General features: G+C 59.9%; 9 protein-coding genes. 8 read left to right on the plus strand and 1 reads right to left on the minus strand.

Annotation, left to right across the window (positions count from 1 at the left end):
- Window positions 1-202: 202 nt before the first annotated feature.
- From recC to ACIPLA_RS19580, 6 genes are all read left to right on the plus strand, one after another.
- Window positions 203-3,655, plus strand: a complete 3,453-nt coding sequence (gene recC, locus ACIPLA_RS19555) for an exodeoxyribonuclease V subunit gamma (RefSeq protein WP_401175171.1) — start codon at window positions 203-205, stop codon at window positions 3,653-3,655.
- Window positions 3,652-7,341, plus strand: a complete 3,690-nt coding sequence (gene recB / locus ACIPLA_RS19560) for an exodeoxyribonuclease V subunit beta (protein ID WP_401175174.1) — start codon at window positions 3,652-3,654, stop codon at window positions 7,339-7,341. Before recC ends, recB begins: the two co-directional genes overlap by 4 nt.
- Window positions 7,338-9,446, plus strand: a complete 2,109-nt coding sequence (recD, locus tag ACIPLA_RS19565; RefSeq protein ID WP_401175177.1) for an exodeoxyribonuclease V subunit alpha — start codon at window positions 7,338-7,340, stop codon at window positions 9,444-9,446. Before recB ends, recD begins: the two co-directional genes overlap by 4 nt.
- 116 nt (window positions 9,447-9,562) lie before the next feature.
- Window positions 9,563-10,138: a YfiR family protein gene (locus ACIPLA_RS19570; protein WP_123498807.1), complete on the plus strand. Its 576-nt coding sequence runs from the start codon at window positions 9,563-9,565 to the stop codon at window positions 10,136-10,138.
- On the plus strand, window positions 10,135-11,403 hold the full coding sequence (locus ACIPLA_RS19575; protein ID WP_401175180.1) for a diguanylate cyclase domain-containing protein: 1,269 nt from the start codon (window positions 10,135-10,137) through the stop codon (window positions 11,401-11,403). The genes ACIPLA_RS19570 and ACIPLA_RS19575 overlap by 4 nt, the downstream gene beginning before the upstream one ends.
- A 5-nt stretch (window positions 11,404-11,408) precedes the next feature.
- Window positions 11,409-11,912, plus strand: a complete 504-nt coding sequence (locus ACIPLA_RS19580; RefSeq protein ID WP_192346930.1) for an OmpA family protein — start codon at window positions 11,409-11,411, stop codon at window positions 11,910-11,912.
- Here the strand turns inward: ACIPLA_RS19580 and ACIPLA_RS19585 are convergent.
- Window positions 11,909-12,856 carry a LysR family transcriptional regulator gene (locus ACIPLA_RS19585; protein ID WP_401175184.1) on the minus strand — a complete coding sequence of 316 codons (948 nt, stop codon included), beginning with the start codon at window positions 12,854-12,856 and terminating at the stop codon, window positions 11,909-11,911. The genes ACIPLA_RS19580 and ACIPLA_RS19585 overlap by 4 nt on opposite strands.
- 161 nt (window positions 12,857-13,017) lie before the next feature.
- Between ACIPLA_RS19585 and ACIPLA_RS19590 the strand changes: the two genes are divergently transcribed.
- The gene (locus tag ACIPLA_RS19590) at window positions 13,018-14,535 is read left to right on the plus strand and encodes a CoA-acylating methylmalonate-semialdehyde dehydrogenase (RefSeq protein ID WP_218398593.1); all 1,518 of its coding nucleotides are present in this window, start codon (window positions 13,018-13,020) and stop codon (window positions 14,533-14,535) included.
- A gap of 10 nt (window positions 14,536-14,545) precedes the next feature.
- Window positions 14,546-15,433: a 3-hydroxyisobutyrate dehydrogenase gene (mmsB, locus tag ACIPLA_RS19595; protein ID WP_123498817.1), complete on the plus strand. Its 888-nt coding sequence runs from the start codon at window positions 14,546-14,548 to the stop codon at window positions 15,431-15,433.
- Window positions 15,434-15,625 lie beyond the last annotated feature (192 nt).

A 15,625-nucleotide genomic window follows, 5' to 3' on the forward strand; every position in this document is an offset into this window, starting at 1 on the left:
ATGGTAGTGTGGGGTTTCCCCATGTGAGAGTAGGTCATCGTCAAGATTAAATTCCGAAACCCCTATCTGCGTATGCAGGTAGGGGTTTTGTTTTGCCCGCAGGAAAGTTCGTACAGCATTATCGGACCGCTCCCGGCTGTCACAGTCTGATGACAGTGCTAAGGTTCGGCCCTAGCTTTTGTATTTTCCCAAGGAAGCCTTTATGCCGGACGCTACGTCCCTCAGTGCTGGTTTTATGGTGGTTCACGGCAACCGTCTGGACGAGTTGCGCAGCCTGGTGGTCAGCTGGATGCGGCGCTACCCGCTGGCTCCCTTGGAAAATGAAATCGCCCTGGTACAGAGCAACGGCATCGCCCAATGGCTGAAGCTGGCATTGGCCGAAGATCCTGAAGATGACGACACGGGCGGCTGCGGAATTGCGGCAGCCATCGATGTGCAACTACCGGGCAGCTTCATGTGGCAGCTCTATCGCATGGTGCTGGGACGTGACGAAATCCCGGTCAAATCCCTGCTCGATAAAGCCCCGCTGACCTGGCGTCTGATGCGTCTGTTGCCACAGTTGATCAACCAACCGCACTTCGAACCTCTGCAGCGCTTTCTTACCCATGACACCGACTTACGTAAACGCTATCAATTGGCGGAGCGACTGGCGGATCTGTTCGACCAATATCAGGTCTACCGTGCCGATTGGCTCGAAGACTGGGCAGAAGGTCGTCATCAGTTACGAAATGGTAGAGGCGAAGCCAAAGCCCTGACCCCGGCCAACTGTTGGCAGGCGGAGCTGTGGCGTGCGTTGTTGCTGGATGTCGGTGAACAAGGCATGGCGCAAAGCCGCGCAGGCGTCCACCAACGTTTTATCGAGCGCATCAATAGCCTCGACATAGCGCCGAGTGGATTGCCTTCGCGGGTGATCGTTTTCGGGATTTCTTCACTGCCTGCTCAGGCCCTGGAAGCGCTTGCCGGGCTTGCTCGATTCAGCCAGGTCTTACTGTGCGTACACAACCCATGTCGTCACCATTGGGCAGACATCGTCGCTGATAAAGATCTGTTGCGACATCAGTACAAGCGCCAGGCTCGCAAGAGCGGCATGCCGGTCGTGCTCGACGCGCAAACGCTCCATCAGCATGCCCATCCGCTACTGGCCGCGTGGGGCAAGCAGGGGCGGGACTACATTAATCTGCTCGACAGCTACGACGATCCCAATAGCTATCGCTCGGCGTTTCGCGACGGGCGCATCGATCTTTTCAGCGAAAGCCAGCCACAGAGCATGCTCAATCAGTTGCAGGACGATATCCTGGAATTGCGTCCCTTGAACGAGACTCGCGAGCGTTGGGCTGCTGTCGATCTGAAAAAGGACGATTCGATCCGTTTTCACATCGCCCATAGCGCTCAACGCGAAGTGGAAATACTCCACGATCAGTTGCTCGCACGATTCAGTGCTGACACAGACCTCAGGCCTCGCGACGTAATCGTGATGGTCCCGGACATCGACAGTTATGCCCCGCATATCCGTGCTGTTTTTGGTCAGATCGATCGCTTTGATCCGCGCTTCATTCCTTTCACACTTGCGGATCAAGGCCAGCGAGGCCGGGATCCGCTACTGATTGCTGTCGAACACCTGCTCAAACTTCCCGACAGTCGTTTCCCTGTCAGCGAGATCCTGGATCTGCTCGACGTTCCCGCATTACGCGCCCGGTTTGGCGTAGAGGAACGAGATCTGCCGACCTTGCATCGCTGGATCGAAGGCGCAGGCATTCGCTGGGGGATGAACGCCGAGCAGCGCGCGGGCCTGGGTCTGCCTGAGGAACTGGAGCAAAACAGCTGGCGTTTCGGTTTGCGACGGATGTTGCTGGGTTATGCCGTGGGCAGCGCCAGTGCCTGCGAGGGGATCGAACCCTACGACGAAATTGGTGGTCTGGATGCCGTGCTCATAGGCCCTTTGGTGGCGTTGTTGGATACATTGGAAGTTGCTCACCAGGAACTCACTCAACCTGCAGCGCCCAAACAATGGGGCTCGCGGTTGCAAGCTTTGGTGCAGTTATTCTTTCTGGCCAGCAACGAGCATGACGACTATTTGTTGGCCCAACTCGAAGAGCTGCGTGAGACCTGGCTTGAGACCTGCGAGTCCGTAGGTTTGCACGACGAATTACCGTTGACCGTAGTCCGTGAAGCCTGGCTGGCGGGTCTCGACCAAGGTCGCCTGTCTCAGCGCTTCCTTGCCGGGGCCGTTAACTTCTGTACCTTGATGCCCATGCGAGCGATCCCCTTCAAACTGGTCTGCCTGCTTGGCATGAATGACGGCGATTACCCTCGCGCGCAGCCGCCGCTGGATTTCGACCTGATGGGCAGTGACTACCGCCCCGGTGATCGCTCCCGACGTGAAGATGATCGCTATCTGTTGCTGGAAGCATTGTTGTCGGCACGCGACCAACTCTATATCAGTTGGGTCGGCCGCAGTATTCGGGACAACAGCGAGCGCCCTGCTTCGGTGTTGATAGGGCAGTTGCGTGATCATCTCGGCAGCGGCTGGCGACTGCACGATGATAATGATGACCTGCTTGAGTCCATGACTCAGGAACACCCGCTGCAACCTTTCAGCGCTCGCTACTTTCATGAAGGCGATGATCTATTCAGCTACGCCAGCGAGTGGCAGGTTCTACATCAAGCCAGTGATCTGGCGACTGATATCGAAGTGCTTGAACCCTACGTCCAGGACGAACCGCTGAGCCTGGGTCAGCTGCAGGATTTTCTGCGCAACCCTGTACGACATTTCTTCAGCCACCGGCTCAAAGTGTTCTTCGAGGCTGCAGAAGTGCCTTTGGCTGATGAAGAGCCATTTGTACTCGACGCGCTGCAACGCTATAGCCTCAGCGACAGCTTGCTTGAAGCGGCACTGGGGCAACTGGACCAAACCGATCAGGTACTGGAGGCGCAGGCAAAACGCCTGCAAAACAGCGGGCTCTTGCCCATGGCCGGTTTTGGTGAATGTCTTCAGCGAGAGTTGATCGAGCCGCTGCCGGATCTGCTGCTGCGCTATCAGCAGCTTCTGGCGTTATGGCCGACCCCGCTCACCAGCGCGTTGCCGGTGAGTCTGGAACTACAAGGATTGCGTCTGGAAGGCTGGCTCAGTGGCCTGCATCAACGCGCAGATGGCGGGTTGTTGTCGGTGACTACGATTCCCAACAGCATCGGTTCGATCAAGGCCCGCAAATGGCATCGCCTGACGCGACCTTGGGTCAATCACCTGGTTGCCTGTGCCAGCGGCATGCCGATGACCACTGCGTTGGTGGCCAGCGACGACAGCTTGTTGCTCGGTCCGATGGAGGAGGCCGCAGCATCCAGGGTGCTGGGCGACCTGTTGTTGGCTTGGCAAACGGGCATGCGCCAGCCGCTGCCGATTGCAGTAAAAACAGCGTTCGCCTGGCTCGCTCAAACCGACCCGGCCAAAGCTGACGCCGCTGCCCGCAAGACTTATGAAGGCGACGGCCAGACCACTGACGGTGAGCGCCGCGAAAGCCCGGCGCTCACTCGGCAATACGCAGATTACGATGCACTGATTGCCGACGAGACCTTCCCCGATTGGTGCAACGCTTTGTATCGGCCGCTGTTTGAGGCCTCCTGGCGTTCATCGACCAGCGAGGAGGCGCGCTCATGACCACGAAAACACCGCTGGCCCTGGCATTCCCCCTGCGTGGCAGCCAACTGATCGAAGCCAGCGCAGGGACCGGCAAGACCTTCACCATTTCTGCGCTGTACTTGCGTCTGGTCCTTGGCCACGGCGGCGAATCAAGTGGTTTTGGCCGTGAGTTGCTGCCGCCGCAAATCCTCGTGGTGACCTTCACCGATGCCGCGACCAAAGAGTTGCGCGAACGTATTCGCACACGGCTGGCCGAAGCCGCACGGTTTTTCCGCGATGAGACACCGGCACCGGATAGCCTCATTGCCGAGTTGCGCGAGCAGTACCTCCCCGAACAGTGGTCCGGCTGTGCAAACCGCCTGGACATCGCCGCCCAGTGGATGGATGAAGCGGCGGTATCGACCATCCACAGTTGGTGCCAGCGCATGTTGCGCGAACATGCGTTCGACAGTGGAAGCCTGTTCACCCAGACCCTGGAAACCGATCATAGTGATTTGCTCGGCGAAGTCCTGCGCGACTACTGGCGACTGTTCTGTTATCCAATGCAAGGCGATGCACTGAACTGGGTTCGCGGCAATTGGGGCGGCCCGGCGGCGTTGCTACCACGAGTGCGTGGGTTGTTCGCCAGTGAGCGTGACAGCGTTGAAGGTAAAGAGCCTGCCGAGTTGATTGCCGAGTGCCTGCAGGAACGACGGGCCGCTTTGCTCGAGCTCAAGATGCCCTGGCGCCAATGGGCGGATGAGTTGCTTGCCATCTGTCACCAGGGTGTCGCAAGCAAGAGCGTCGATGGCCGCAAGATGCAGCCGCGCTACTTCGAACCCTGGTTCGAAAAGTTCCGGGCCTGGGCCGAAGATGAATCTCTCGAGCAACTGGACATTGGCACCGGCTTCACTCGCCTGACCCCCGATGGCATGGCTGAAGCCTGGAAGGGTGAAGCTCCCCGTCATCCCGGTCTCGATGCAATGCCCGGTCTCAAGACCAGTCTCGATAGTTTGCCGACCCCCGATGCCGCCGTGCTGCAACACGCTGCTCACTGGGTGGGTGCACGGTTCGAGGAGGAAAAGCGTCGCCGCGCGGAAATGGGCTTCGATGACATGCTGCTGCGCCTTGATGCGGCGTTGCAGTCCGACGGCGGTGAGCGCCTGGCCACACTGATCCGCGAGCAGTTCCCGGTCGCGTTGATCGACGAATTCCAGGACACCGACCCGGTGCAGTATCGAATCTTCGAGAGCATTTATCGCATCGAAGATAACAATCCTGAAACCGGTCTGTTTCTGATCGGTGACCCGAAGCAGGCGATCTATGCCTTCCGCGGGGCCGACATCTATACCTACCTGCGCGCTCGCCAGGCCACCACTGGCCGCCTGCATACCCTGGGCACTAACTTCCGTTCCAGTCATGGCATGGTCAGTGCGGTAAACCATGTGTTCGAGCGCGCCGAATCTCGCGGGCAGGGACGCGGAGCATTCCTGTTCCGTGAGAAAAGTGGCGAGAACCCGGTACCGTTCCTGCCCGTCGAATCCCAGGGGCGCAAAGAAGTCCTGCAGATTGATGGTCAGGTTGTACCGGCCCTGAACATCTGGCACCTGTCCGCCGATCAGCCACTGTCTGGCGCGGTGTATCGGCAACAATTGGCCGCCGCCTGCGCCAGTGAAATCACCGCGCTGCTCAATGGCGGTCAGCAAGGCTGTGCTGGCTTCATCCAGGACGGTAAGGACTTCAAAGGTCTACTGCCATCGGATATCGCAATTCTGGTGCGCGACGGCAAAGAGGCCCAGGCCGTGCGTGGCGAACTTTCGGCTCGCGGCGTGCGCAGTGTTTACCTGTCAGACAAGGACTCCGTGTTCGCCGCGCAGGAGGCCCATGACCTGCTGACCTGGCTCAAGGCGTGTGCCGAGCCGGATGTCGAGCGTCCCCTCCGCGCCGCGCTGGCCTGCATCACACTGAACCTTTCGCTGGCTGAACTGGAACGGCTGAATCAGGACGAACTGGCGTGGGAAGCGCGGGTCATGCAGTTCCGCGGTTATCGCGAGCTCTGGCGCAAACAGGGTGTGCTACCAATGCTGCGACGTTTGCTGCACGACTTCCAACTGCCCCAGGCGTTGATCGCGCGCAACGATGGCGAGCGGGTGCTGACCAACCTGCTGCACCTGTCCGAGCTGCTACAGCAGGCCGCCGCCGAGCTTGATGGCGAGCAAGCGCTGATCCGTCACTTGTCCGAGCATCTGGCATTGTCCGGTCAGGCTGGCGAAGAACAGATCCTGCGCCTGGAAAGCGACGAGCAACTGGTCAAGGTCGTGACCATTCACAAATCCAAAGGGCTTGAATATCCGTTGGTGTTTCTGCCATTCATCTGCTCGGCAAAACCGGTGGATGGCAGCCGTTTGCCGTTGTATTACCACGACGCGATGGGCAACGCTCAAGTGAGCTTGAAGCCGACACCGGAGTTGATTGTGCAAGCCGATGATGAGCGCTTGGCCGAGGATCTTCGCCTGCTCTATGTCGCCCTGACCCGGGCACAACATGCCTGCTGGCTCGGTGTAACTGACCTCAAGCGCGGCAATAACAATGGCTCGACGCTGCACCTTTCAGCGTTGGGTTACTTGCTGGGCGGTGGTGCGCCATTGGCCGAGTCGACAGGGTTGCGGCGTTGGCTGGAAGATTTGCAGCAGAACTGCCCGGCGCTGAATTACGGTGAAATGCCTGAAGCGAGCGCCGAGCATTACCATCCGCCGCGCAATGAAGCGACCTTGCTTGCGCCGCTGATACCCAAACGCAAGGCCAGCGAAAACTGGTGGATCGCCTCCTACAGCGCCCTGCGCATTGGTGACAGTCTTAGCGTGGGCAGTGACGAAGCCCCGGAGAGCCCGCAAGCACAAAAGCTTTTTGACGACGAACGTCTCGATCCGCAAGCGCCGCGAGAAGTGATTGCCGGCGGCGCTGATATCCATCGATTCCCTCGCGGGCCAAACCCCGGCACTTTTCTCCATGGATTGCTCGAGTGGGCCGGTGACGAAGGTTTTGCCGCTGCACCACAAACTGTGGAAGACGCCATCGCCCGCCGCTGCAATCGCCGTGGCTGGGAAGGCTGGATCACGACGTTGAGTGACTGGCTACAGCACTTGCTCAAATCCCCACTGCACATTGGCGGCGGGCAGGCACCGGTGGTGTTCGAGCAACTGACCCAGTATCGGGTCGAAATGGAGTTCTGGTTCGCCAGCCACAAAGTCGATGTGCTCAAGCTCGATGAACTGGTGCGCCAATACACCCACAACGGCGTGGCCAGGGTGGCCGCCGAACCGGTGCTGCTCAATGGCATGTTCAAAGGCTTCATCGACCTGACGTTCGAGCACGACGGTCGTTATTACGTCGCCGACTACAAATCCAACTGGCTGGGCGTCGATGACGCGGCCTATACCGAGCAGGCCATGGAGCAGTCGATTCTGGACAACCGTTACGACCTGCAATATGTGTTGTACCTGCTCGCCTTGCATCGCCAGCTCAAGGCGCGGCTGGTCGATTACGATTACGATCGGCATGTCGGTGGGGCGTTGTATCTGTTCCTTCGCGGTACTCGCGCGACCAGCCAGGGCGTGTATTTCGCCCGTCCGCCACGGGAACTGATCGAGCGTCTGGACCGGTTGTTCCAGGGTAAGCCAGAGCCCAAGGCCGAACCCGCCTGGGAACAGGGAGTACTGCTATGAGTCGCACCTTCGCCGATTTGCTGCCCACGCCGTTGGCGGCCGAAAGTCTGGCGGACCTGGCCCCGCTGAGTCGCGCAGATGACTTGTTGCTGCTGCTCACGCGCTGGGTCGAACGCGGTTGGCTACGGGCGCTGGACAAGGCCTTCGTGGCCTTTCTCCACGAGCTCGCCCCCGACGATGATCCGCTGGTGCTGCTGGCCGCCGCGTTGACCAGTCACCAGTTGGGCCACGGCCATGTTTGCCTGGATCTGTTCGAAACGCTGAAAGAGCCGGACTTCGCTCTGTCGCTGCCGCCGGAAGGTGATCTGCAAAGTGGCGCGATGTTGCTGCCGTCGCAATTGCTTGAGGCGCTGGAGGGGGCTCATTGGTGCAAGGTGCTGGCGTCCAGCCGCTTGGTGGCTCTGGCCGTCGACGGGCGCGAGGCCGCGCAGCATCGGCCGTTGGTGCTGTCGGGAAAACGCCTGTACCTGCGCCGCTACTGGGCTTACGAACGGCGCATCGATAACGCCCTGCGTCAGCGGCTGGCTGCACACGAAACAACACCGAGTGATTTGCCCCAACGCCTGACCGGCCTGTTCGGCCCTGCCAGGCCTGATGAAGTGATCGACTGGCAGAAGCTCGCTTGCGCCCTGGCTACCCGTAGCGCATTCAGCATCGTCACCGGCGGCCCGGGGACCGGCAAGACCACTACGGTCGTACGCTTGCTCGCATTGCTACAAGCGCCCGCGGTGGAAGCCGGCAAACCGCTGCGCATTCGTCTCGCGGCACCCACTGGCAAAGCTGCCGCACGATTGACCGAATCCATCAGCCAACAGGTTCAAACCCTGGAAGTTGCTGAAACGGTGCGGGAGAAGATCCCGTCGGATGTGACCACCGTGCACCGTTTGCTCGGCAGTCGTCCCGGCACCCGGCATTTTTGGCACCACGCCGGCAATCGTTTGCCGCTGGATGTATTAGTGGTGGACGAAGCCTCGATGATCGACCTGGAAATGATGGCCAATCTGCTCGACGCATTGCCGGCCCATGCCCGTCTGGTACTGCTCGGTGACAAGGATCAACTGGCGTCGGTAGAGGCCGGTGCCGTCCTGGGCGATCTGTGCCGCGATGCCGAAGCCGGTTGGTACAGCCCGCAGACCCGCCAGTGGCTGGAGTCAGTCAGCGGGGAAAACCTTGGTGCCAGCGATTTGCACGAAGACATCAACGGAGCACATCCCCTGGCTCAGCAAGTGGTGATGCTGCGTCACTCACGGCGCTTCGGCGAGGGCAGCGGCATTGGCCAGTTGGCCCGTTGGGTCAACCGGCAGCAACCCGAGGAAGCCCGCAAGTTACTGGCGGCTGGAAGCCATGGCGACGTATTTTCCCTGCCTCTCAAGGGTGAGCAGGACCGGGCGCTGGAGCGTTTACTGCTCGAAGGCCATGGCGAGGGACCGCAAGGTTATCGGCATTACCTGAATCTTTTGCGTAGCCAGCGGCCGCCGCTCGACAGCCCGCTGGACGATCCACGCTGGACCCATTGGGCTCGTGTGGTCCTGCAAGCTTTCGACGCCTTCCAGCTATTGTGCGCGGTACGCAAAGGGCCTTGGGGTGTGGAAGGCTTGAATCAGCGAGTGACCGACGCGCTGCTCAAGGCTCGGCTGATCGACAGCGACCACCAATGGTACGAAGGTCGGCCCGTGCTGATGACCCGCAACGACTATGGCCTGGGTTTGATGAACGGCGACATTGGCATTGCCCTCAAGCTGCCGGAACGTGAAGGCCCCGATGCTGGACGGCAAGTGCTGCGTGTGGCCTTCCCGCGCAACGATGGTCAAGGCGGTGTGCGCTTTGTCCTGCCAAGTCGGCTCAACGATGTCGACACCGTGTACGCCATGACCGTACACAAATCCCAGGGCTCGGAATTTGCCCATACGGCGCTGATTCTGCCGGATGCCCTGAACCCTGTGCTCACCAAGGAACTGATCTATACCGGCATAACCCGGGCCAAACACTGGTTCACCCTGATTGAGCCTCGTGCCGGCGTATTCGAAGAGGCCGTGCGGCGTAAGGTCAAGCGCTTGAGCGGGTTGATGCTGGAGCTGGAAGAGGGGATCGAGCCGGGTCACTGAAAAGGGGAGCAGACGACGGAATCTGTCCGAGGTGCCGTGGTGCGTGGCCTCGCTGGTGTTTCGGTGCTGTGCTATCGTTGCGGCATCATTTCGTTGCGATCGAAGAGAATCCCTGCATGAAGGTGGCTGTCTGGGCGACAGAGCGCGTTGTTGGCTGCAAGCAAGTGCTGCTTGCCGGCCTTCTCTGTTTGTTGACGGGCGTTGCCTTCGCTCAGCCTGAAACCGTCGAGAGCAAGGCAGACCAGCGTGCCAGATCAGTCACTCAGGTGGTGCTCGGGATCCTCAGCTATGCCCGGTGGCCTGTTGAGCCTCAACAGTTGCGTCTGTGCATAGTCGGCCCTACCGAGTACACCGACGATCTGGTCAAGGGCACTACCCAGGCCACTGGTCGGCCTGTCACCGTGCAACGGCTTTTGGCCGACAACCCGGCCATTGCCGGTGAATGCGACGCGGTGTACATCGGCAAGCTGACCAGCGACGAACGCAGTCGATTATTCGCCTCGCTGACAGGGCGCCCGGTGGTGAGCATCAGCGAAGGCGGCGATCAATGCACCGTCGGCAGTCTGTTCTGCCTGCGGGTCGGCGATGAACAAGTATCCTTCGAGGTCAACCTAGACTCAGTCGCTCGCAGCGGTGTGCGCATCCATCCCAGTGTGCTGCAACTGTCGCGTCGCAAGCCGGCGGCACCATGAGTCTATTCAAATCCCGTATACGTCCGACCCTGGGGTCGGTTATAGGTCGTGGACATTTGATCGTCGCCCTGGTGGGCGTGGCCATGGCCAGTGTTTCGTTGACCCTGCTGGGGGTGCTGGCCTTGCGGGTTTATGCCGATCACAACCTGCATCTGATCGCCCGTTCGATCAATTACACCGTGGAAGCCGCGGTGGTGTTCAACGATAAGTTCGCCGCCACTGAGGCGCTGGCGTTGATCGCGTCCACCGAAGAAGTGGCCGACGCACAGGTCCTGGACGAGCAAGGCGAGTTACTTGCACGTTGGCAACGACCGGAAACGGGGTTGCTCTCCGATCTTGAAATGCAGATCGCCCGGGTGATTCTGGAAAAGCCCATCAGCATGCCGATCGTCCATCAAGGTCAGGAAATTGGCAGTATCCTGCTGGTCGGGCACGGTGGCAGCCTGATGCGCTTTTTGCTCAGCGGTCTGATGGGAATCGTCTTGTGTACCGCCATCAGCGCCTGGGTTGCGCTCTATCTGGCGCGGCGGCAATTGAGTGGGATCACCGGCCCTTTGCGCAGCCTGGCTACTGTGGCTCACGCCGCCCGCAGCGAGCGAGCCTTTGACCAGCGCGTACCGCCCGCCGACATTGCCGAACTCGACAACCTGGGTAATGACTTCAATGCCTTGCTCGATGAGCTCGAGTCCTGGCAGACCCACCTGCAAAGCGAAAACGAAACCCTGGCCCACCAAGCCAGCCATGACAGCCTGACCGGACTGCCGAATCGAGCATTTTTCGAAGGCCGCCTGATGCGTGCCTTGCGCAATGCCGGCAAGCTCGATGAACGAGTGGCCGTGCTGTTCCTGGACAGCGACCGGTTCAAGGAGATCAATGATAACTTCGGACACGCTGCCGGCGATGCGGTGCTGGTCGCCGTGGCAACCCGGGTTCGTGCGCAACTGCGTGAAGAGGACCTGGTTGCGCGTCTGGGTGGCGACGAGTTTGCAATCCTGCTCACACCGCTGCACAAGGCCGAAGACGCCGAACGGATTGCTGACAAAATCATCGCCAGCATGGAAATACCCATCCAGTTGCCGGGCAGTACCCAGGTGTTGACTTCACTCAGTATTGGCATCGCCGTGTACCCCGATCATGGGGTCACACCGGGCGAGTTGCTCGATGCTGCCGACGCCGCGATGTACCAGGCCAAACGCCTTTCCCGAGGCGCGCAGCAAACGGCAGGAGCGGAGCTCCCTGTCGCCCATGTTCAAACCAGGAGCTAATTTCTGTGTTCACCTTCAATCAGCGTTCTCTGCGACTTTTCACGATCTCCCTGTTCCTGGCCTTGCTGGCATTGACCGGTTGCCAGACGGCACCGCAAAAGGGCCTGACCCCGGCGCAGATCGCTGTGCTCAAGCAGCAAGGTTTCGAAATGACGGATGATGGCTGGGCCTATGGCCTGTCAGGTAAAGTTTTGTTCGGCAGCGATGTCGAGAGCCTCAATCCTGCCAGTACCGAGATCGTGGAGCGCATTGGCAAGGCGTTGTTGAGTGTGGAAATCGAACGGGTGAGGATCGACGGCCACACCGATGCGTCAGGCAAAGAATCCTATAACGAACAGCTTTCTCTGCGTCGCGCAAAAAGCGTCGGCAAGGTGTTGGCCACTGTCGGCATAAAAGAAGAAAACATCCAACTGCGCGGCCTGGGCAGCAGTAAGCCCGTCGCTTCCAACGACACCGCGGTCGGACGCACCGAGAACCGTCGGGTGTCGATCGTAGTGAGCGCGGATTAATCGGCGAACAACATTTCCCGACTTTCCCCCATCAACAGCGCTTGATTCTGCTCGGTAACGGCACGGATGTAATCCCACAACAGGGTGATCCGCTTGAGCTTGCGCAGGTCCTCGCGGCAGTACATCCAGAACTGCCGGGTAATGGTGATCTCTTGCGGCAACACCGGCAGCAATCGCGGATCCTGAGCCGCCAGGAAGCACGGCAGAATCGCCATTGACCGTCCTTGCTGAGCGGCTACGAACTGCGCAATCACGCTGGTGCTGCGCAGATTGGCACTGGCACCAGGCAACACATTTGCCAGATACAGCAGTTCCGAGCTGAACGCCAGATCGTCCACATAACTGATGAATTGATGCTTGCTCAAGTCTGCCGGGCGGCGGATCGGTGGGTGCTTGTCCAGATAATCCTGAGTCGCATACAGCTGCAATTTGTAATCGCAGAGTTTGCAGCAGACATACGGGCCATGTTCCGGTCGCTCCAGTGCGATGACGATGTCTGCTTCGCGCTTGGACAGGCTGATGAAGTGCGGCAGCGGCAGGATGTCCACCGAGATCGCCGGGTAGGCGTCGACGAAATGGCTAAGCTGCGGAGTGATGAAAAAGCTGCCGAACCCTTCGGTGCAACCCATGCGCACATGCCCGGACAACGCCACGCCGGAGCCCGAAACCTGCTCGCAGGCCATGTGCAGAGTGCTTTCGATCGACTCGGCGTAACCCAGCAGCCGCTGGCCTTCGGCAGTCAGGACGAAACCGCTGGTCCGGGATTTTTCGAACAGCAACGTGCCCAGCGAGGTTTCCAGCGAACTGATGCGTCGCGACACGGTGGTGTAGTCCACCGCCAGGCGCTTGGCTGCGGTACTGGCCTTGCGAGTGCGGGCAACCTCGAGGAAAAACTTGAGGTCATCCCAGTTCAACGAGCCTAAAGACGTGATGTTTTTTTGCATGATGGACCGGCTTTTATGTGCGTTCTTATTAGAAGTTTGCACATCTATACTCCAAAAACAGTCCGATAACCAATTCGTGACACACGCCTCATCTCAAGGCGACTTTCTCGCCTTGGCTCCAAAGATCGCTCTCTAAATAAGAACAACGTCCGGAGACCAATATGAACGCATCGCTAGAAACCACCGTGCAAAAGGTCAAGCTGTTGATCGATGGCGAGTGGGTCGAATCCCAGACCACCGAATGGCACGACATCGTCAACCCGGCGACCCAACAAGTGCTGGCCAAAGTCCCCTTCGCCACAGCCGCCGAAGTCGATGCCGCCATCAGCGCCGCCCATCGCGCCTTCCAGACCTGGAGGCTGACGCCGATCGGCGCGCGGATGCGCATCATGCTCAAGCTTCAGGCGTTGATTCGCGAACACTCCAAGCGTATTGCCGTGGTACTCAGCAACGAGCAGGGCAAAACCATTGCCGACGCTGAAGGCGATATTTTCCGCGGCCTGGAAGTGGTGGAGCACGCCTGCTCCATTGGCAGCCTGCAGATGGGCGAGTTCGCCGAGAACGTCGCTGGCGGTGTTGACACCTACACCTTGCGTCAGCCGATCGGCGTTTGTGCCGGCATTACCCCATTCAACTTCCCGGCGATGATTCCACTGTGGATGTTCCCGATGGCCATCGCCTGCGGCAACACCTTCGTGCTCAAGCCGTCCGAACAGGACCCGATGTCGACCATGCTGTTGGTGGAACTGGCCATCGAGGCCGGCATTCCGCCGGGTGTGCTCAACGTCGTTCATGGCGGCAAGGATGTGGTGGATGCGCTTTGCACCCACAAGGACATCAAGGCTGTTTCGTTCGTCGGTTCGACTGCGGTCGGCACCCATGTCTACGACCTGGCCGGCAAACACGGTAAACGCGTGCAATCGATGATGGGCGCGAAAAACCACGCCGTTGTGCTGCCCGATGCCAATCGCGAGCAGGCCCTCAATGCGCTGGTCGGCGCCGGTTTCGGTGCGGCGGGGCAACGCTGCATGGCCACCTCGGTGGTGGTGTTGGTGGGCGCGGCCAGACAATGGCTGCCAGACCTGAAAGCGCTGGCGCAGAAACTCAAGGTCAATGCCGGCAGCGAGCCGGGCACTGATGTTGGCCCAGTGATTTCCAAGCGGGCCAAGGCGCGGATTCTTGAGCTGATCGAAAGCGGCATCAAGGAAGGCGCCAAGCTCGAACTGGACGGTCGCGACATCAGCGTTCCGGGCTACGAGCAGGGTAACTTTGTCGGCCCGACCCTGTTCTCTGGTGTCACTCCCGAGATGCAGATCTACACCCAGGAAATCTTCGGCCCGGTGCTGGTGGTATTGGAAGTCGATACCCTCGATCAAGCCATCGCACTGGTCAACGCCAACCCGTTCGGCAACGGCACGGGTCTGTTCACCCAGAGCGGTGCGGCGGCGCGTAAATTCCAGACGGAAATCGACGTCGGCCAGGTCGGCATCAACATCCCGATTCCGGTGCCGGTGCCGTTCTTCAGCTTCACCGGTTCTCGTGGTTCGAAGCTCGGTGACCTCGGTCCTTATGGCAAGCAAGTGGTGCAGTTCTACACTCAAACCAAGACCGTCACTGCGCGCTGGTTCGACGACAACAGCGTCAACGACGGTGTGAACACCACCATCCACTTGCGTTAAGGAGCCGGACATGAAAATCGCTTTTATCGGTCTCGGCAACATGGGCGCGCCGATGGCGCGCAACCTGATCAAGGCCGGCCATTCACTGCGCCTGGTCGATCTGAACAAAGCTGTGCTGGCAGAGCTGGAGCAACTGGGCGGCAGCATCAGCGCTTCGGCGCGTGAAGCCGCTCAAGATGCAGAGCTGGTGATCACCATGCTGCCCGCCGCTGTGCATGTGCGCAGCGTCTGGCTGGGCGAAGATGGCGTGCTGGCGGGGATTGCCCAGGGTGTGCCCGCGGTGGATTGCAGCACCATCGATCCGCAGACGGCGCGCGACGTTGCCGCCGCAGCTGCCAAACAAGGCGTGGTCATGGCCGATGCACCGGTCTCCGGCGGTACTGGCGGTGCTGCGGCCGGGACGCTGACCTTCATGGTCGGCGCCACGCCTGAGCTGTTCGCGACCCTGCAACCGGTGCTGGCGCAGATGGGCCGCAACATCGTCCATTGCGGCGAAGTCGGCACCGGGCAAATTGCCAAGATCTGCAACAACTTGCTGCTGGGGATTTCCATGGTTGGCGTCAGCGAAGCCATGGCCTTGGGTGACGCGCTGGGGATCGACACGACGGTGCTCGCGGGGATCATCAACAGTTCCACCGGGCGGTGCTGGAGTTCGGAGATGTACAACCCGTGGCCGGGCATCGTCGAAACGGCGCCGGCCTCGCGCGGTTACACCGGCGGTTTCGGTGCCGAACTGATGCTCAAGGATCTGGGGCTGGCCACTGAGGCGGCACGTCAGGCGCACCAACCGGTGGTGCTCGGCGCGGTGGCGCAGCAGTTGTATCAGGCGATGAGTCAGCGTGGGGAAGGGGGAAAGGACTTCTCGGCGATCATCAATAGCTATCGCAAACCCCAATAAGGATTTTTCGGGATGGTGATGGGAGGCTTGCCTGTGGGCTTTTGTGGCGAGGGAGCTTGCTCCCGTCCGGCTGCGAAGCAGTCGTAAGTCCTGAGTATGCGGTTTATCTGAAACACCGCATCAGCTGTTGGGTTCGCTTCGCGAACCAGCGGGAGCAAGCTCCCTCGCCACAGGATTTTGTGCATGCCAATA

Origin of the sequence: Pseudomonas sp. NPDC086112 (assembly GCF_044746425.1) — a bacterium.
GTDB lineage: Bacteria > Pseudomonadota > Gammaproteobacteria > Pseudomonadales > Pseudomonadaceae > Aquipseudomonas.

Excerpts from the sequence above, each read along its gene's own strand:
- recC (WP_401175171.1), top strand. The coding sequence starts at position 203 with ATGCCGGACGCTACGTCCCTCAGTGCTGGTTTTATGGTGGTTCACGGC.
- recB (WP_401175174.1), top strand. The coding sequence starts at position 3,652 with ATGACCACGAAAACACCGCTGGCCCTGGCATTCCCCCTGCGTGGCAGC.
- recD (WP_401175177.1), top strand. The coding sequence starts at position 7,338 with ATGAGTCGCACCTTCGCCGATTTGCTGCCCACGCCGTTGGCGGCCGAA.
- ACIPLA_RS19570 (WP_123498807.1), top strand. The coding sequence starts at position 9,563 with ATGAAGGTGGCTGTCTGGGCGACAGAGCGCGTTGTTGGCTGCAAGCAA.
- ACIPLA_RS19575 (WP_401175180.1), top strand. The coding sequence starts at position 10,135 with ATGAGTCTATTCAAATCCCGTATACGTCCGACCCTGGGGTCGGTTATA.
- ACIPLA_RS19585 (WP_401175184.1), bottom strand. The coding sequence starts at position 12,856 with ATGCAAAAAAACATCACGTCTTTAGGCTCGTTGAACTGGGATGACCTC.
- ACIPLA_RS19590 (WP_218398593.1), top strand. The coding sequence starts at position 13,018 with ATGAACGCATCGCTAGAAACCACCGTGCAAAAGGTCAAGCTGTTGATC.
- mmsB (WP_123498817.1), top strand. The coding sequence starts at position 14,546 with ATGAAAATCGCTTTTATCGGTCTCGGCAACATGGGCGCGCCGATGGCG.